Origin of the sequence: Streptomyces sp. CB02058 (genome assembly GCF_001905505.1) — a bacterium.
Classification (GTDB): domain Bacteria; phylum Actinomycetota; class Actinomycetes; order Streptomycetales; family Streptomycetaceae; genus Streptomyces.
The window spans coordinates 770,094-787,607 of record NZ_LIPG01000002.1 but is presented as its reverse complement, the minus strand read 5'-3'; the positions used below and the strand labels follow the sequence as shown (position 1 = coordinate 787,607).

Annotated in this window: 19 protein-coding genes and 2 pseudogenes; 14 read left to right on the top strand and 7 right to left on the bottom strand. The window is 67.0% G+C overall.

Translation table 11 applies throughout. The annotated features are described in order from the left end of the window. Positions 1 to 46: 46 nt before the first annotated feature. From AMK10_RS10710 to AMK10_RS10700, 3 genes are all read right to left on the bottom strand, one after another. Positions 47 to 463 (bottom strand): hypothetical protein, encoded by a 417-nt coding sequence (locus AMK10_RS10710; protein ID WP_073747333.1) that lies wholly within the window; start codon positions 461 to 463, stop codon positions 47 to 49. 232 nt (positions 464 to 695) lie between these two features. Continuing rightward, entirely contained in the window at positions 696 to 941 is a 246-nt protein-coding gene (locus AMK10_RS10705) for a hypothetical protein (RefSeq protein WP_073747331.1), read from the bottom strand. Positions 942 to 1,360: 419 nt separating this feature from the next. After that, on the bottom strand, positions 1,361 to 2,524 hold the full coding sequence (locus tag AMK10_RS10700; protein ID WP_079180662.1) for a tyrosinase family protein: 1,164 nt from the start codon (positions 2,522 to 2,524) through the stop codon (positions 1,361 to 1,363). Between the two features lie 773 nt (positions 2,525 to 3,297). Here AMK10_RS10700 and AMK10_RS10695 point away from each other — a divergent pair. After that, positions 3,298 to 3,816, top strand: a complete 519-nt coding sequence (locus AMK10_RS10695) for a hypothetical protein (RefSeq protein WP_073747327.1) — start codon at positions 3,298 to 3,300, stop codon at positions 3,814 to 3,816. 343 nt (positions 3,817 to 4,159) lie between these two features. Here the strand turns inward: AMK10_RS10695 and AMK10_RS37670 are convergent, their stop codons facing one another. Next, the gene (locus AMK10_RS37670) at positions 4,160 to 4,312 is read right to left on the bottom strand and encodes a hypothetical protein (protein ID WP_206745295.1); all 153 of its coding nucleotides are present in this window, start codon (positions 4,310 to 4,312) and stop codon (positions 4,160 to 4,162) included. A 721-nt stretch (positions 4,313 to 5,033) separates the two neighbouring features. Here AMK10_RS37670 and AMK10_RS10685 point away from each other — a divergent pair. After that, positions 5,034 to 5,480 carry an Imm32 family immunity protein gene (locus AMK10_RS10685; RefSeq protein WP_073747322.1) on the top strand — a complete coding sequence of 149 codons (447 nt, stop codon included), beginning with the start codon at positions 5,034 to 5,036 and terminating at the stop codon, positions 5,478 to 5,480. Positions 5,481 to 5,784: 304 nt separating this feature from the next. Here AMK10_RS10685 and lepB read toward each other — a convergent pair. After that, positions 5,785 to 6,161: pseudogene (gene lepB / locus AMK10_RS10680) on the bottom strand (signal peptidase I); the annotation flags it as partial. Between the two features lie 29 nt (positions 6,162 to 6,190). Here lepB and AMK10_RS10675 point away from each other — a divergent pair. Then, the gene (locus AMK10_RS10675; protein ID WP_073747318.1) at positions 6,191 to 6,493 is read left to right on the top strand and encodes a hypothetical protein; all 303 of its coding nucleotides are present in this window, start codon (positions 6,191 to 6,193) and stop codon (positions 6,491 to 6,493) included. Positions 6,494 to 7,719: 1,226 nt separating this feature from the next. Here the strand turns inward: AMK10_RS10675 and AMK10_RS10670 are convergent. Further along, on the bottom strand, positions 7,720 to 8,652 hold the full coding sequence (locus tag AMK10_RS10670; RefSeq protein WP_073747316.1) for a hypothetical protein: 933 nt from the start codon (positions 8,650 to 8,652) through the stop codon (positions 7,720 to 7,722). A gap of 628 nt (positions 8,653 to 9,280) precedes the next feature. Between AMK10_RS10670 and AMK10_RS10665 the strand changes: the two genes are divergently transcribed. Next, positions 9,281 to 9,895, top strand: a complete 615-nt coding sequence (locus AMK10_RS10665) for a nuclease-related domain-containing protein (RefSeq protein ID WP_241839516.1) — start codon at positions 9,281 to 9,283, stop codon at positions 9,893 to 9,895. Between the two features lie 7 nt (positions 9,896 to 9,902). Here the strand turns inward: AMK10_RS10665 and AMK10_RS10660 are convergent, their stop codons facing one another. Continuing rightward, positions 9,903 to 10,661 carry a GntR family transcriptional regulator gene (locus AMK10_RS10660; protein ID WP_073747312.1) on the bottom strand — a complete coding sequence of 253 codons (759 nt, stop codon included), beginning with the start codon at positions 10,659 to 10,661 and terminating at the stop codon, positions 9,903 to 9,905. Between the two features lie 226 nt (positions 10,662 to 10,887). Between AMK10_RS10660 and AMK10_RS10655 the strand changes: the two are divergent. The 10 genes and pseudogenes from AMK10_RS10655 to AMK10_RS10610 all read left to right on the top strand — a co-directional run bounded on the left by AMK10_RS10655 (position 10,888) and on the right by AMK10_RS10610 (position 17,307). Then, positions 10,888 to 11,217: pseudogene (locus AMK10_RS10655) on the top strand (SCO3933 family regulatory protein). A 2-nt stretch (positions 11,218 to 11,219) separates the two neighbouring features. After that, the gene (locus AMK10_RS10650; protein WP_073747310.1) at positions 11,220 to 12,572 is read left to right on the top strand and encodes an FtsK/SpoIIIE domain-containing protein; all 1,353 of its coding nucleotides are present in this window, start codon (positions 11,220 to 11,222) and stop codon (positions 12,570 to 12,572) included. An 83-nt stretch (positions 12,573 to 12,655) separates the two neighbouring features. After that, positions 12,656 to 12,823, top strand: a complete 168-nt coding sequence (locus AMK10_RS37665; protein ID WP_198959671.1) for a hypothetical protein — start codon at positions 12,656 to 12,658, stop codon at positions 12,821 to 12,823. A gap of 75 nt (positions 12,824 to 12,898) precedes the next feature. Then, complete coding sequence (locus AMK10_RS10645; protein ID WP_073747308.1) at positions 12,899 to 13,567, top strand: DUF2637 domain-containing protein; 669 nt, start codon at positions 12,899 to 12,901, stop codon at positions 13,565 to 13,567. Between the two features lie 18 nt (positions 13,568 to 13,585). Further along, complete coding sequence (locus AMK10_RS10640) at positions 13,586 to 13,774, top strand: mobile element transfer protein (RefSeq protein ID WP_073747306.1); 189 nt, start codon at positions 13,586 to 13,588, stop codon at positions 13,772 to 13,774. Between the two features lie 14 nt (positions 13,775 to 13,788). After that, the gene (locus AMK10_RS10635; protein WP_073747304.1) at positions 13,789 to 14,073 is read left to right on the top strand and encodes a hypothetical protein; all 285 of its coding nucleotides are present in this window, start codon (positions 13,789 to 13,791) and stop codon (positions 14,071 to 14,073) included. A 285-nt stretch (positions 14,074 to 14,358) separates the two neighbouring features. Continuing rightward, positions 14,359 to 14,550: a hypothetical protein gene (locus AMK10_RS10625; RefSeq protein WP_073748023.1), complete on the top strand. Its 192-nt coding sequence runs from the start codon at positions 14,359 to 14,361 to the stop codon at positions 14,548 to 14,550. A gap of 2 nt (positions 14,551 to 14,552) precedes the next feature. Continuing rightward, positions 14,553 to 15,965, top strand: coding sequence for a replication initiator protein RepSA (gene repSA, locus AMK10_RS10620; RefSeq protein WP_073747302.1), 1,413 nt, complete (start codon positions 14,553 to 14,555; stop codon positions 15,963 to 15,965). Further along, the gene (locus AMK10_RS10615) at positions 15,962 to 16,150 is read left to right on the top strand and encodes a helix-turn-helix domain-containing protein (RefSeq protein ID WP_073747300.1); all 189 of its coding nucleotides are present in this window, start codon (positions 15,962 to 15,964) and stop codon (positions 16,148 to 16,150) included. The genes repSA and AMK10_RS10615 overlap by 4 nt, the downstream gene beginning before the upstream one ends. After that, positions 16,150 to 17,307 (top strand): tyrosine-type recombinase/integrase, encoded by a 1,158-nt coding sequence (locus AMK10_RS10610; protein WP_073747297.1) that lies wholly within the window; start codon positions 16,150 to 16,152, stop codon positions 17,305 to 17,307. The genes AMK10_RS10615 and AMK10_RS10610 overlap by 1 nt, the downstream gene beginning before the upstream one ends. Positions 17,308 to 17,514 lie beyond the last annotated feature (207 nt).

The following is a 17,514-nucleotide window of genomic DNA, read 5'->3' as shown; positions in this document are numbered from 1 at the left end:
ACGCCGACCCGCTTCCGCCCCTCGGCGGGCCGGAGCCGGTGGCCGATCAGGCTTCGGGGCAGAGCGTCTTGCGCAGCCCGATGTTGATGTGGCTCCCGTCGTCATCGGTCAACGTGACGCCGTCGTAAGAGAACCGCTGCGCGGCGGAGTGGTTCGGGTCGGCCGCACCGCCGTCGAGGGCCGCGCACTGGTTGCGGGCGGCGTCGATGGCCTTGTCCTCGTCGCGGATGAGGTTGCCGTTGACATCGAGAATGGCCGCGAGGACGGCGGATCTCTTGTCACCGGTGGGCTCGTCCGGCAGCCCGGCGCCCTCGGCGGCATCACCACTGTCCGCGGACTTCGACGATTCGGGCGAGGTGACGTCGATGGTGTCGGGCTTGCTGTCGCTGCTGTTCCCACTGCTGCAGCCGACGACGGTGAAGGCGAGTACGGCGGCGACGGCCGCGGCAGTACGGATACGCATGGTTCCCCCCTGGAGTGACGCGAGTGAGGAAATGGTTCAGCCGATGGACTGCTGTGACATCACCGGTGACAGAGCCGTGACGGGCTGCGGACGCCTTTGAAGCGATCCACTCCGGACGACGGCGCCGCAACTCCCGGGCGGACCGCCACAGACGGGGCGAACGCAGTCAACACAGCTTGCCTGCACGGCTGTTGACGGACCAACGGCCAGCGGCAGCCCCTCCACCATGACGTCACCGACGTGGCCGAGTCCCCGAGTGATGGACGTGCTCGCGGCCCTCGTCGTCCTGGAACTCGACGGTGAACGGCATGCCCATTCCCTCCAAGGCCACCAGAAGGACGGCGATGCGGCCGGGGTCCACGAACCCACTGAAGACCACGGGGTCCAACGGCAGCAGTTCAAGCTCGGCAAAGGCGCATTCGACCTCGAACTCGGTCCAGCTCGACCGGCGGACACCCCAGCCGGCGGAGTGGAACACCTCGGCCGCGTTGCGCGTCGGCTACGGCTGTGAGGGATCCCCATACGTTGCTACCACGGTCAACCTGCGCCAAGGCGGCGGCGTCGAGGCGTGGCCCGCCTGTCCGTCCGGAGGTGAATTCCACGCTGGACGGTAACAGTCGGGGGTGCCCCCCTCCGATGACCCGCAGGACGGGCCTGGCCATCTTGCTCCTCGTCCGTTGTGCGCCGACCGTCGAGATGATCCTTCGGATCACCGGTGAGGCATCTGCTCGTCGGTCGCCCTGCGCGGGCATCCACGTCGCGTCGATCATGGTTCTCACAGGGCGAACGCTGAACGGAGGGCGGAGGGGCGCTCCGCCCCCTTGGCCCTCTGGGCAGGGAAGAGGCCCCCGCCGCGGCGAAGCGACGGAGGCACGTCTCTGGCTGTCGCCGGTCCGGTCAGGCCATCGCGTGACGGGTGGACTGCCAGGCGATCGCTCCGGACAGGCCGGTGACCTCCAGAGCCCCGTCCCCCGTCAGCCGGAGACGGTTGCCACGCCCGTCGACGCCCAGGCTCCACACCCGCTGCCCGTCGGCGTCGTCGATGGTGAGGTCGCCGTCCATCTGCATGACGCACATTCCGGGAGGCCTTCCCTGTGTCCGGGACGACCAGCGCGGAGTACGTTCGCCGTCCTGGTACAGGGCCAGGTTCCCGTCGCTCTCGTAGGCGAGCCGGTAGCGGCCGTCCCCCGAACTGATCGAGTCGCCGCTGCGCAGGGTGTCCCCGGGATACATGTGGTCGCCCTGGGCCGTGGGGTTCTCGGTGTCGTAGATGTAGCCCAGCTGACGGTGGTCGAGCACCGCGCTCACCCGCACACTGGACCACGGGGGCATCAGGTCGTCGACGTTCTGTCCCGGCGGACCGCCGCTCTGCGGGAGGTACGGCTGGTCCGGGTGCAGCTGCTGCCACCTGACCCAGAGCCGGTCGACGTTGCAGTGATGCAGCCAGAACAAGGGGTCGTTGGGCGAACTCGTGAGTTCCATGTTGCCACCGACCCACGTATGGACCAGGTTGTGGATCCCCGGTGGTATCGCACCTTCCAGGGCTTTACGGAAGCAGTCACTCACCCCGTCCCACGGCACGCCGTCGTACGGCGTCATGGCGAGGCAGCGGGACACCTCGTCTGCTGTCGGCAGGTGGCCGGTACCGAAGTCGCGCCTGAGGTACGAAGCGATCGGATGAGTGGGATCGACGCAGAACCATCCTCCGGACACGGCGAACGGACCGGTCATCACCTGGTGGTCGCCCGACCTGCCGTTGCCGCCCATGAAGGAGTCGGCCCAGATCGACGAGTTTGCGTCGGTGCCTACCCAGTCCCAGTACGGAACGGTGACCGCCTGCCCGCTGGGCAGGGTGGGCAGTGCCGCCTCGAAGAGCCGGACGAACTCCCTGTGCCAGGGCAGGAAGGAGGGAACGTAGTGGTAGAAGGACGCGCCCAGCGCGTGCATCTTGGTGAACTCGGTGTAGTCACCTCTGGAATTCACGCTCCACACCGCTTTGACGAAGGCCCGTTTCTGGGCCTCGTCCAGCAATGCCTGATTCCTGCGGACAAGTTGAGCCATGGTGCACCTCTCAACGGTAGGCCGAACGGGTGAACACCCCTCGACAAACGTCGACCCCCACCCGGCTCACTGCCACTCCGAAGCCACCATTCGGGTGACTATGCCCAGAGGCAAGGCGGCGGGGCGGCCTTGCTCACCGACGCGGCTGACGGGGCACACCTCGGCACGCGCGCTGATCGGCGGGCCCCAGGCGAACAGCCGAGATCACGCGATCACCGCCCACGTCGGCGAGCAGGCCAGGACGGGAGACCCGCCCGTGCGCGCCCGCGTGCACCACCACCGAGTCAGGGGTCACCCAAGTCGGCACGAACCGCGACGCCCCACCCGGGACGAGATGGCCAGTCGCCCGCCGCACCCCCTGCTCGGCCAAGCGCAACCTGGACCTCCTATCCAGCGCGGGCGGAGAACGACATGGGATTCGGGTTCATCAGCACCACCAGCGGGTGCCGGGGCGATCCGCCGCGGCCCATAGACAGTCCGCGAAGTCTGCACCTCTCCGCACCCCAAGTGACCGTCACTGACCGCACCATCTGGCACGCAACTGGCGCGACCACGCCAGCGGTTCGACCCGGCCCCTGGAACAGGAGAGCAACTCCCCCTCAGCGTGAGCTATTTTGAACGCGTTCAATTCCAGGGGGGAATGTGGAAGGCGATACCCGGGTCCTTCGGCTGCAGTCGGTGCTTGTCGTAGGGGCGGTGGCGGCCATGGCGCCAGCGCTCGCCGTCGGGGTGCCCAGTGGACTCGCCCCGCTCTTCATCCTGACCGCCTTGCGGTGGGAATACCGCTCTACTTGCGGCGCGAGCGGCAGGGCTTCGTCCGGGCCTGCCTGATTATCGGGAGTGCCTTGCTGGCCTGGGCGGCAGCGGGCTTCCTGCTGGGGATGTTCATGTTCATTCCGACGGCGATGCTGCTGGTGGTGGCCGCCTTCGTCGACCCTCGCACCCGGCCGGGCCTGAGGGATCGGGGCGTGCTCGACGCGCTCTTGGTGGCAGTTGCCATACTCGTCGCCTTCCTCACCAGACCCGCTCCGGCTGAACCGGAACCTGATAGCTACCAGGCGAGACTCGACTCCGGCAGCCGACTGCACGAGCAAGACTTTGCCACTCGGAAAGATCAGCTCATGGGGTTCGGAGCAACGACAGCCAGCGGGTACGAGAGCTGCCAGCACTTCTACCTCGAAGTCGAGTTCCCCGAAGGGCTTCCGGACGCTCGCCGCGCTGAGCTGAAGAAACAGATCGCGATGCTGCCGGGCGTCGTCGAGGTCGAGCTGCGCGCAATCGACGGGTGCTAACCGCTTCGTGTGCCATCTGAATCCCGCGGAGTTCGCCAAGGACCGAACGTGTTGGCGTCACCCACGACGCTTCTCCTCGCCTCCCTCAGCCGAGGAACGAGCAAGGTCCGGGCTCCCGGTTCGGTACCGGCGACCCGGGCCTTCGTCGCACTTCATCCTGGTGAGCGCGGACAGTTCGAACCGCCGACATCTGCTGTGCAAGTCCGAGATGCGATCCTCGCGAGCCTGCGGAATGTGGTCCGAGCAGGCCCCTTCGGGGCGGTACTCGACTGCCTCGCACCGCTGCTGTCCGCCGACGTCGATGTCATCCGGTGATGTCAGCCGCGAGGGAGACCCCGGGCCATCAGTGGCGGAAGCGCGCGGTGTCGCCCTCGACATGGATGAGGAAGTCTTCGATCGTCTCGGAACCAGGGACGGAGACCAGGGTCAGCTTGAGAGCATCGACAGCTTCCAGGGCCCTTGAGATCTCGTCCTCGTTGCTGTCGTCGCTCTCCACGGCCCTGGTCCACGCTTCCACGGTGGGCCGCAAAGCCTCCCAAGCAGAAGTCGGTCTGAAGCTACATTCGAACCACGGCTGGGCCACCTGACCGAGCACAAGAGTGCCCACGGGCACGTCTCCCTGCATCAACCACCATGATCGACCCACAGCCCTTCCCTCCCAACGACCGACAGCACTGTAGCCCTGAGCTGGGGAATCACTGATGATCCCGCCTCAACGGGCTGACGATCGATCCGGGACAACAGAACTGGCACCTCTCCGGGCCGGCCGGACGCAGCCCCTGCTGACCGCTGTTCACCACACGTGATGGCACGGTTCGGGGACGGCTATCGCTCTCGCGAACCCAGACGCCTGACGACAACAACGGCGAGAGCTGCGATGGCAACCATCGTGACAGCTACGACGATCATGGGTCCCACGCCCATCGTTGAAATCATCTGATCCCCCTTGGTCTTCTCAAGTCGCCGCAGTCAGCGACCCACGGTCCCGCTGCGGCATCACCATGACAGCCGGTCTTCGCACATGGAAGCCGAAGCCAGAATTCTTGATCACTATCTGAGCTTGGCAGTACCGGACCGCGTCCACCCTCCTCAATCCACCACTTACCCAGGCTCCCATCCCGTCCGCCTTCGACCCACAACACCGTGGAGCGGGCGTGGTTCAGGGCCGCGAGGCCTCCAAGGCAGCATGGAGGTCGAACCATGAAGGAGTGCCGCCCGTGCGACTCGTTTCCGATCCCGTCTTCGGCGAAGTGGATCTCACCGCGTCAGCAGAGGAGTTGGCCGACCTGGCAGAGGCAGTGGCCGAGGGCGACCGGTTCATCAGGTCCACATCATCGGAGGACTCAGCCCCCTTGGCCGGCGTCGCAGTCGAGAAGGCTTCCCGCCCCGGCGTGCGGATCGATCTCGACGCCTCGCGGCAGACCCTGGTGATCAGTGGCGATCCAGATGCCAGGGCGATCCTGGCCGACAACCTGCGGGCCATGGCTACCGCGAAGGACGGCGGTCACCTCCACGTCGACTACTTCCCCGAGCACCCCTACCTACTCGAAGGGTCTGTGCCGATCGTGGTCAACAGCCCCCACGGGGCATTCCGAGCCGATGAAAGGTCCGGCCGACAGGACCCCGCATCCGGCATGACGCCTCTCCCCTACTTCCGCAGCTGAGGAACGAACAAGGCCCAGGCTCCCGGTTCAGTACCGGTGACCTGGACCTTCGTCGCGCTTCGTACTGGTGGGCGCGGACGGTTTCGAACCGCCGACATCTGCTTTGTGAGCGAGGTTGGCCAATCACCGGCATGACCTGGGATTCCCCGCCTCGAGCAGCGTGGGGCGGGCCGCACCCCGGCGAACCTCGGTTCCCCGTGAGTCCCCGCCCGTTCTGGCACGGAAGCGGCACGCCCCGCGGCCCAGTAGGAAACGCAGGGGGCGAGGTTGCCGTCTCGATGGACGGCGTGGCTCGTTACCTCGACACCGGCAGCGGGGCCCACCGGTTGACCGGCCAACAACGACGAAGGCCCGACCGATGACTTGGTCCTCGCCGATCGTGCCACCGCCGGGCTGGTCCTGGTGGTACCGGGAGTTCTGAGAGTCCTGACGGTGGTCACCCATCACCCGCATCCTCCCTTTCGGCACCTTGACCGGCCCGAACGGCTCGTCCCCGCAGGGGGTGTTGCCAGGGTGGATGAACGAGTCGTCCATCGCCTCTCCGTTGACCTTCACCGGGCTGCTTCCCGAGCATCCCACGGTGTCGCCACCCACTGCGATCACTCGCTTGATCAGGTCATTCTCCTCTGAGGACGGGCTCAGGCCGACGAAACTGAGCACCTTCTGCAGCACGTTCGACTCCTCGGCCTCGGCTCTGCTTGGATCGGCCCATGATTTCTGTCGGCACACCGGACGAGGCACAAGAGAAAGCAGAGCTTGCCGTCTGGTTCGGCGGAGCGTCCGTGGCGTTCTGGTTCTGCTGTCCGTTCTGGATACTGGTCAGCTTCGTCGCGCTGCCTCTGGCGCTCGTCGGCCTGGTGCGGGCATTTGTCGAGTACCGCGCATCAGAGTCGGGGCAAGCGAACAGCACGCAAGCCGTGGCGGGTGCCGTGTTGTCCCTCCTGGGGGCGGCAGCGGCAATCGCCTACATGATCTTTCTGGCCACCCATCCTGATCTTCCCGTCCAGGGGTAGCCGCCTCATCGGTTTGATGCGGGTCAGGCGGACCAATAGACCCACCGGTCCAGGAGCGAAGTTAGGGAACCATAGGCGTGACCTGGGAACCCCTGCCTTGGGCAGCGTGGGATGGTGCACACCCTGACGAACGTCAATTCCTACTAAGTCCCCGTTGGTTCTGGCACGGAAGTGGCACGAGATCCTGGCGCCATGACTCGTGAGCAACTGTGCGCGGCCTTGGCCTCGGACAACGACGCCTGGGCTCATGAAGCCCGGACGATACTCCTGGCCGGCGCCGACTTCGCGTGGCTCACAGAAGGGCGTGAGACGGTGTCAGCACTGAAGCTCCGGGACCTGTGGTCTTGGCGTCTGGAAGGACTAAGGGAGGCAGGTGGCACGCCTCGGACAGGGATGCCCGAAGCGGTCGACCGCCTACGGGACGCAGGCGATGCGCAGATTCACCTAGTAGTGATCTACGGTTCCGATCGAGCGCGCACAGTGCTTCTCTCGGCTGACCTCGCCGTGTGTATTGCTTGCACTTGAGTGGATTTGCCAGCGAACGGGGTCGGCTCTCCCTCCCCCGCTTAGCCCACCGCGCTCGCCACGATGTGCCCGCAATCGGCGACGGCGCCCTCTCCATCCCGATGCCGGCCGATCCCCCGCCGGAGGCATCCTCCTGGCCCGTGGCCGTGCATACCTGGTGCTCGCCTCATGGCCATCGGCCCTGTCCATGCGTGGGCGCGCGTCGGCGGCAGCGCTCAGCTGGTCCAGCCGGTAGATCCCGACGCTGCATGTGGCATGTGAGCGGCACGACGCCTCTCCCCCTACTTCCGCAGCTGAGGAACGAACAAGGCCCAGGCTCCCGGTTCTGTACCGGTGACCTGGGCCTTCGTCGTGCTACCTACTGGTGGGCGCGGACGGTTTCGAACCGCCGACATCTGCTTTGTAAGTTCGGCCGGGCACCGCTGCGGCCCCCACCTCCCGCCACTGCGACGGCCGGACAGGAACGCCCATGTACGCCCCCGTCCAGCGTCGTTGATGTCAGCGGTAGATGTCAGAGACCTTCTGATCCGTAGCTCCAGCCGGATCGGTCAGGCACGGTCATACCGTCCGCTTCATGACCCAGGAAAGGCGTCCCTGGACGAGGACGGTTGCTGTGGTTGCGGTACTTCGGTGCTGTGTCCCCGCGCTCTCATGCGGCCTCGGCGCTGTCGAACCTGTCCGCTGGGGTAGACCGTCCATGTTCAAGCAGGATAGATCTGCGCAACAATCTCACTCAAGCTAGGGAAACCCTCCTCAGGATCGTAATCATCGAAAAGCTCCGCGATCGGCACGTGCAGGTGACTGCCAGCGAGCGGGATGCGCAACATATCTAGCTCCTCCAACTCAAGGTGAAGCTCACAAACCGAACATCGAAAGCTTTCGGGGCTGAGTACGACCGTCTGCCTCTCTTCATCGATGGAGAAGCTGCCAGTCAACAGGCCCTGCAGCGAGCACGCGGGGCAGGGGGCCGTATGTGCGTGCCGAACATTCCACGGTGCAGTGAGGCCAATACTGGTCGCGACAATGTAGTGCAGGTCTGTATCGCTGATGTGACCATAGCGCTGCTGGAAGATGCGGCGAGCCCTGGAGAGCTTCCGCTCGGATCGAACCCGAGCTGCTTCAATTCCCTCGATGAGCAGCTTGTCATGCAATTCCTTGTGCTGCCCCCAGTACTCAGGCCCAATCCCAAGTTCGGCAAGCAGCGGGTCGATCACCTTGATGCAGCTGGTGAAGACAGCAACGACCTCAGCTCGATCGTGGTACCCGGAGTGGGCGACCCCGTTGCGTGCGTCAGCAAGCGGCCAGGGCCCTTTGGGGCGAAGAGGAATCTTACCCTTCAAGATCTTTTGCGCCCGCTCGTAGGCCTCGCCGAGCTGAATGGTTTTGACCTGAGACCCTCGAACCTGGAGGAGACTCCCACGCCCCGCCGCGTAAAGCATCGAGTTGAAGTCCTTACCATCGACTATCAACGACGGATGAATCTTGGCCAGGAACGCCTTCAATAGATGCTCGGTGGCCACGCCTGCGTGATGGACCGCCATATCTTCCGACGATGGCCCATCAGCGAATGCCGCGAAGGCAGTGGCCATCCATTTGCCGGACGAGAGCGCCAACTGTTCAGCGTCAAGGTGCATGTCCAGACACTAGACGGCAACACCTCGTCCAGCACAGTCCTTTCGCGGCCTAGGGAACCTCCTCGACGCGTAGCAGCAAGAAGCCAAAGGGTGGCGCTTCACCCCTCAACGCACCACTCGCCCCAGCTCCCATCCCGTCCGCCTTCGACCCACACATCGTGGAGCGGTCGTGGTTCAGGGCGTCAAGGTGGAGCGCGCCACTGTACGAACGACCTTGACGCCCTGGGCCGCGACTGCTCGGCTCTGCCTGGGTCGAAGGCGGACGGGATGGGAGCCCTACGACGCTCGCCCCGCTCCGGCCGGCACCCGCGAACGGCGCCCCATCCATCCCGGAGTCTGAGCGCCCCCGCCGGAGGCATCGTCGTGAAGCCGCGGGCTTGGTTCTCGTCTCATGCCCCCGGGCCTATCCAGTTGTGGGCGCGCGTCGGCGGCGGCAGCGCCGAGCGGGCCGAAGGCAGGAGCGCGGGCGCGGCCAGAGCCGGGAAGCGCGCCCGGCGGAGCGGAGCGCAGCCGGGTGCCTTGATGAGGTAGAGAAACCTGTAACAGCTCTCGTTGGCCGGAAACGGCATCTTGGCACCTCCGCGGCCGCGTGATGCGGTGGACTCCCGAACCGAGGGGGTAGGTAGCCGTGCTGCAAGAAGACTTGGTGGGGAACCGGCCGGGAGATGCGATCCGGAGGAAGCTCGCAGAACTGGAACCCAACCGAGTGAAGAGGCCGTTCGCCCGCTGGTCGCCGGATCGGGAGATACGTAGCTGGGCGTTGGGGCTGGTCGGTGAGCGTACGACTGGTCGTCGCCTGAACACTCTCAGACGCCAGGGCTGGCGAGTTCTTCACTCCGTTCAATGGCCGAGTAAATCGGACATCGATCACTTGGTCATAGGGCCCGCAGGGGTCTTCACCATCAACTCGAAGTTCCACAGGGGCAAGACCGTCTGGTACGGCGATCACGCCATCACGGTCAACCGCGCCCCCACCAAGCACATCGTGGCCAGCGAGCATGAGGCACGACGCACTTCGCGCATCCTGTCAGGCCACTGCGGATTCCTTGTACCGGTCCGCCCGGTTATTGCGATCGTGGGCGCGGCCAGAGTCACCGTGAAGAACGCGGCGCCACCAGTGCTCGTAATAGATGGCGTCAAGGTGCACGCGGTTCTGGCCGGGCTGACCCCCGTGATTCCGGCAGAGCGGGTTGAGCAGATCTTCAGTGTTGCCCGCCGGCGCGAGACCTGGACTGGTCGCTGAGGAATCCTTACGCGTCAAAGGCGTATTCGAGGATGTACGAAGCGGAGTCAAGGGTCATCTCGTTGACCTCGACGGCACGCCCCTCGTCCGCAAACGCCGTCCGGCAGATCAGCATGACGGGCGTCCCCGTGGAGAGCTTTAGTTGCTCTGCCTCGTCCGTCGATGGCATGCGTGACCGAATCTCCTCGCGGAAGTGGACCGGCTTGGAGCCGAGTTCGGCGAGCCGGGCGTAGATGCCGCCAGGCCCTGTGTCCTCCTGCGTGATCGCAGACCCGGCTACCAGGCTTGCCGGCAGGTACGACGTAGCTATGAGCACTGGCTTGTCGTCCAGGACGAACCGTCGACTGCGTACGCACACGGGGTCGCCCTGCTCCACTCCCAGTACACGGGCCACCCTCTCCGGGGCACCCTGCTCGGTGACGCTCACCTGATCAACGACCAGAGTCCGGTCTTCTGTGTCGACGGCCCAGATGGACTGGCCCTCGCCCCACTGGGACTGGGCCAAGCGCTTGATGCCTTGGCGACGCAGCGGGCGAAACGAACGTACGAAGACCCCAGCGCCCTTGCGTGACTCGGCGATGCCCTCGCTTTGCAGAACGCCGAGGGCCTGGCGCGCGGTCATCCGGGCCACGCCGTGGCTGGCCATGAGGTCGTTCTCGCCTGGCAGTCGATCGCCTGGCTGGTACCGCCCGGACTGGATGGCGTCTCGCAGCTCATCGGCGATCCGTTGGTACTTCGGCTGCCGCTTGGCGCCCTCGGTGGACATGAGTGATCTCTTCCTCTCCTCTCTAGACAGCCTAGAGGTTTCTTTCACGAAAGAAACGTACGTCCCACGGGCGGAACGTGCTCGCCGCGAACCGATCGCATGCCCTGCGGCTACAGGACAACACATCTCTAGAGAAGCGTTGACGTCTCTAGAGATGAACTGCTTCACTGGTGATGTCTAGAGAGGTTGCCGGTTGGCGGTGACTTCCTGAACAAGGGATGCGCTCATGCCTTCTTTCAAGATCGACGTTTCGACAGCCGTCGTGTTCGTCGCGACGCCTCCGACTCCGAAGCTCGTGAGCAAGCAGACCGGCGAGGTCGCGATGGACCGGGAGACCGGTGCCCCGCTCGCCACGGTGGGCCTGCTGATCTCGGACGAGGGGGAGGGCAACCTCTACTAGGTGACGGTGCCGAGCACGGGGGTCCCGGAGAACCTGACGCCGGGTACACCGGTCACGGTCATCGGTCTCAAGGCCCGTGACTGGGAGAACACGTTCAACGGGCAGACCCGGCACGGGATCAGCTTCCGCGCGGTGGCCATCACGGCGGGTGCCTGACCATGTCGGACCTGACCACGGTGATCGAGGTGGCGGGGGCCTTATCGGCTGCCGGCGGTCTCGGCTATGCGAAGGTTCGCGCTCCTCGCGTGTTCTGGTCGCTGGCCGGCCTGCCGGTCGCCCGGGTCCGCTTCGCCGCCACGTACCGCTCGACGATGGATGTGTGCGGGCTGACGGTCCAGTCGTCCCGCCTGCGGGCGTTCATGGTCCGCAACGTGGCCCGCCGCCCTGACGTCCAGCCGGTCCCGCCGAAGGTGCGCCGGGTCCGCGGCTCCTCCACCGGGATGCGGGTCACCCTCCGCCTCCCCGCCGGCCTGGAGCCCGCCGACGTTGCCGCTGCCTCGGAACGGCTTCGGCACGCCTGGGGCGTCCACTCCGTGCACGTTGTGGAGATCAAGCCGGGCTTCGTCGAACTCCGCATGACCGGGTACGACGTGCTGCGTCGGGTGAAGATGCCCCGCCGCCTGCCCCGCAAGGTCACTGCTGGCCCGTTGGTGGTGCCGGTGGCGCTGCGGGAGGACGGGACCGCGTTCGTCCGCGACTACGCGAAGATCCCGCACAGCTTGACCCTGGGCGCGAACCAGTCGGGCAAGTCGATGTTTCAGCGCAACCTGATCACCGGTCTCGCGAAACTTCCGGTCGGCTTGGTCGGGATCGACTGCAAGCGCGGGGTTGAACAGCGCGGATACGCTCCCCGCCTATCCGCCCTCGCTATCACCCCGGACGAAGCCTCACAGCTGCTGGAAGCCCTGGTCCGGGAGATGGAGGACCGCTTCGACACCCTGAGCGCCCACGGCGTCTCGGACCTGTGGGACTTGCCGGTGAAGGTGCGGCCGGTGCCGTTGGTGGTGCTGTTGGATGAGGTGGCGGAACTCTTCCTCGTCGCCGTGAAGAAGGATGAGGAACGCCGGGACCGCATGGTCATGCACCTGGTGCGCCTGGCACAGATGGCCCGTGCGGTCGGGATCTATCTGGAGATCTGCGGGCAGCGCTTCGGCTCCGAGCTCGGCAAGGGCGCCACGATGCTCCGCGCCCAGCTCACCGGCCGAGTGGTGCACCGGGTCAACGACAAGCAGACCGCGGACATGGGGCTCGGCGACATCGCCCCGGATGCTGTCTTCGCGGTCACTACGATCCCGCCGGATCGTCCCGGTGTGGCTGTGGCCGGTGACGCCTCCGGCGGCTGGTCCCGTATCCGCACCCCCGAGCTGTCCGCTGCCGACGTGGTGGCCATCTGCCAGGAGTACGCGCACCTGACCCCCGACGTCCCGGCCCTGGCCCCGTTCCGCCCGGTCGTCCGCACCGCCCCGGCTCCGGCTTCGCCGCTGGTCGCCCCGGTGCCGGTCACCGAGTAACAGCCACTCCACCCCGGTTGGCGTGACCGTCTCGCGCCAGGTCCCTACCCCGCCCATGCCCGGAACCGAAAGGACCCCACGTCATGGCCACACGGACCACCAAGCCCTCCGAGCCGTCTGTCTGCAAGCCGTGCGGCGGGACCGGAAACGTCCCCGTCACGGTGCGCGTCGGTCGGAAGCGTCGCCTGGTCGGCCAGCAGGACGGCCTCTGCCTCAACTGCTTCGGCTCCGGCACCGACCCCAACGCCTGACCCCTTCGCCCCGGTGCTGGGCGGTGACCGCCACATCTCGCCCCGCCCCGGCCCACCTCGAAAGGAGGTGACCCCATGTCTCGTGTTCGCCTGGATGCCGTGCTGGTCCAAGCCGTCATCGCCGGCGCGCTGTCCTTCTCCCACCTGCACGACCTTGCCGAAGCGGCCGGACAGGACGGCTGGAAAGCCTGGGCCTACCCGATCAGCGTGGACCTGCTCCTCGTCGCGGCCTGGCGCCGCATGCGCACCCACGCGGACAACCGCGCCGCCTGGATCTGGTTCGTGATCGCGCTGGCCGCGTCCCTTGGCGCGAACATCGCGACCGCCGGACTCCTCGACCTCGAAGAGGTACCGGCCTGGTTGCGGATCCTCGTTGCCGGCTGGCCTGCCCTCGCCTTCCTCGGCGGCACCCTCCTCGCCCATGCACCCACCACGCCGGAACCCGCGGGCCCCGTCGCTGCACCACTTGCTACTCCGGATCCCGAAACGGACCCGGACTTCATGGTCGAGCGGGCTCCGGAGCCTGTCCCTGAACTTCCGCCGACCCCTGCTCCGGCTCCCGACTCGGCTCAGGTGGCAGCGCCGCCGACTGTCGCGGTTCCTCCGGCCTTGCTCGATCACGCCCGGAAGATCGCCGACTCGCATCACACGACGACCGGCGCCCGGATCGACTCGGCCACCCTCCGCGCTCGTCTCGGTGTTCCCGTACCGCTCGCCGACGCCATTGCCGCCCAACTCGCCTGACCAGAAGGAAGTTTCGTCATGCCGCGTCCGAACCGCTTCACCAACGTGATCCGCATAGGCCCCGTCCGGGTCGGCACGCACTACGACGGCCGGGGCCGCACCGAGCACACCGCCGCCTGCACTGCCCCCGGCTGCAACTTCTCCGCCGACTACCACGGCCGTGCCGCCGCCGAACTCGCCGCCCGCACCCACCGCTGCAACCCCTGACAGGAGGTGCCCTCGTGCGACACCCCGAGGAACAGCTCAACGCGGGACATATCCCGGCGGACCTGCTCGCGCAGCTCCCGGCCGGGACCGACCCCGCCCGGGTCGTCATCGTCCGGGCCGCCCCTCGCAACTACACCGGGCCCATCCTGCTCGCGCTCACGGTCACCGGCGGCCTCACTCTGCTCGTCGTGATGATCGCCGTGACGTTGCATGTTGCCGCTGCCGCGGCGGTCGCCGTTCTCTCGGCCACCGGCAGCGTGGGCCTCACGCTCAAGCGCCCCCCGCACCGCAGCAAGTAGCCCCCGGGGCGGCCTCGGTCGCCAAACTTCCGCCGCCCCGGGCGCCTTCCCACCTTCCAGATCTAGCTGACCCGAAAGGGAGACCCCATCATGCCCGAGAACCCCGCGCCCCGGCCCATTTGCGCCCACTGCGACGGCTTCCCCACCGTCGCCATCACCACCGGCCAGACCACCCCCACCGGGCACCGGGCACCGGCAGACCATCACCGCCGACTGCCCGGCCTGCCACGGCACCGGCCACACCCACCCCGCCCGCGCCCACGCCCGGATCGGGGCGTGATCACAGTGTCCGACCTGACCCCGACCCCGGACCGCCCCGGCCTGCACGTCAGCAAGCCGTCCCCCAACACCCCCGCCACCGGATCGGCCGTGTGCCACTGCGGCGCCTCTGCCACCGCCACCGGAGACGCCCAGGTCAAGGCTCTCGTCGAGGGCTGGACCGCCAATCACGGCCCCGCCCACAACCGAGGTCGCTGACCATGACCAACACCGCCACCGCGGCGGGCCTGGACCCGGCCACCCTCGCCGATGTGCTGAGGGTGGCCGGGTCCACCGGCTTCGACCGCTGGACCGAACAGATCCGCCGCACCGGAGGATGCGCACAGCCCATCCACCTCACCGGCGCCACCAAGACCACCGACCGGGCCACCGGCACCCTCCTGCACCACTACACGACCGACACCGAGCCCGGCGGACGCTTACGGATCGCCTGCGGCAACCGCCGCGCCTCCCGCTGCCCCGCCTGCGCCTGGACCTACGCGGGCGACACCTACCACCTCATCCGCGCCGGACTCACCGGAGACCCCGACAAAGGAACCCCGACGACGATTCGGGATCACCCGCGGGTCTTCGCGACCCTGACAGCCCCGTCGTTCGGCGCGGTCCACAACCGGCCCGGAAACCGGCCCTGCCGCTGCGGCGCCCACCACCCCGAGACCACCCCCGAACTCGGCACCCCGCTCGACCCCCACCGGTACGACTACGCCGGCGCCGTGCTCTGGAACAACCACGCATCCGACCTCTGGCGCTACTTCACGATCTACCTCCGCCGCGAAATCGCCCACCGAGCCGGCCTCACCCAGAAAGCCGCCCGCGAACAGTCCCGGCTCTCCTTCGGCAAGGTCGCCGAGTACCAGAAGCGCGGCGCGGTCCACTTCCACGCGGTGATCCGCTTCGACGGACCCGACGGCCCGGACTCACCGCCCCCGATCTGGGCCACCCTCGATCTGCTCGACGACGCCATCCGCGCGGCTGCCGCCCGAGTCGAAGTCACCGTCCCGGCCAACCCTGCTGCCGGGATCACCGAAGACTGGGTGCTCCGCTGGGGCGCTCAGCTCGACGTCCAGCCGATCGGCGCCTTCGGGAACGGTGAGGACCTCACCGAACAGGCCGTGGCCTCCTACGTCGCGAAGTACGCCACCAAAGCGGCCGAGACCACCGGCACCGTCGATCACCGCATCGGCAACAAGGAAGCCCTGATCCTCCTCGACGTGCCCGATCACCCGCGGCGGTTGATCGAAGCGTGCCTGGACCTTCACCACGCCTATCCGGACCGCAAGCTTCGCGACTGGGCTCACATGCTCGGCTTCCGCGGCCACTTCTCCACGAAGTCACGCCGGTACTCCACCACCCTCGGCGCTCTCCGACAGGTCCGGGCCGACTACCGCGCCGCACAGCAACGCGAAGCCCTCGGACTGCCCGACCCGGACGACCACCCCGAAGCCACCACGCTCACGCTCGCGCACTGGGCCTACGCCGGCCACGGCCACACCCCCGGCGAATCCTGGCTCGCCGCCAACATCCACCGCGACCTCCAACACAACCGCGACCACGCCCGCGAACACCGCGCCGAAACGCAAGATCAACTCGCTCTGGAAGGGGCCGACGCATGACCACCGCAACTGCCGAACTGCTCACCGTGCCCGAGGTCATGGCGCGGCTCAAGCTCGGACGCTCCACCGTCTACGACCTGATCCGCTCCCGCCGGCTGGTCTCCATCACCATCGGCCGGTCCCGGCGCATCCCCGCCGACGCCGTACGGGACTTCATCGTCACCGAGATCGAGGAGGCCGCCTGATGGCCACTCAGCGCAAGCGCAACCCGAACGGCGCGGGCACCATCACCAAGCGCAAGGACGGCCGCTACCAAGCCGCCGTCTACGTCCTCCAGCCGGACGGCACCCGCGCTCGCAAGTTCGCCTACGGCAAGACCTGGGCCGAGTGCGACACCAAGCGCCGCGACCTACTGTCCAAGGTGGACCAAGGCGTGCCCGTGCCCACGCGGTCGGCCAAGCTGTCCGAGTGGCTGCCGTACTGGCTGGAGAACATCGTCAAGCCGCGCCGCAAGCGCACGACGTACGCCAAATACGAGACGCACATCCGCCTCTACCTCGTGCCCATGCTCGGCTCGAAGCGCCTTGAATCGCTGAGCGTCGCTGATGTCCGGCGTTTCCTCGTCCGTCTGGAGCAGCAGACCACCGCAGCCACCGCCAAGGAGTCCCACCGCGTCCCGCGTACCGCGCTGACAGCAGCCTGCCGCGAGGAACTCGTCATGCGAAACGTGGCCACCCTCGTGGAACCGCCCTCGGCCGTAGCTCGTGACCTGTCGCCCTGGTCGCTCGACGAGACGCTGACCTTCCTCGCGGCTGCTCGAAAGGACCCGCTCTACGCGGCCTTCGTCCTCGCCATCGCGCTCGGCTTCCGTCGCGGTGAGATCGTCGGCCTGCGGTGGGAGAACGTAGACCTCGACAGGCGGGAGATCCGGGTCCGAACCCAGCGGCAACGTGTCCGCGGTGAGGCGTACGAGGACGATCCCAAGGGGCGGCGCAGGAAACAGACACTCCCCCTGCCTGCCCTGTGCGTGGCCCCGCTCCGCTGCGAACGGCTGCGGCAAGCCGCTCTGCGTAAAGCTGCCGGTGATCAGTGGGAGGAGACGGGCTATGTCTTCACCACCCGCACCGGCCGGCCGATCGAGCCCCGCAACCTGTATCGCTCCTTCACCCGCGTCGCCGCAACGGCCGGACTCCGCGTGATCCGGCTGCACGATGCCCGGCACGGCTGTGCGACTCTGCTGACAGCGGCCGGCGTCCCGCCCCGCGTCGTAATGGAGATCCTCGGGCACAGTCAGATCGCGGTCACGATGAACATCTACGCCCACGTCGTCCAGGACACGCAGCGCGAGGCCGTGAGTCACCTGGACCGCATGCTGAAGCGGCAGCGTCCCGACCGTGGATGACCACACCCGTTGATGTCAGAAGTAGATGTCAAAGGCCCCCAACCATGATCGGTTGGGGGCCTTTGTACTGGTGGGCGCGGACGGTTTCGAACCGCCGACATCTGCTTTGTAAGTTCGTCCGAAGGCCAACGCAAGCTGGGCCAAGGCAGCCTCGACCGCCCTGCACTGTGCGCGGATGTGCTCTCGGGTGCAGTGGTGTGCGCCCAC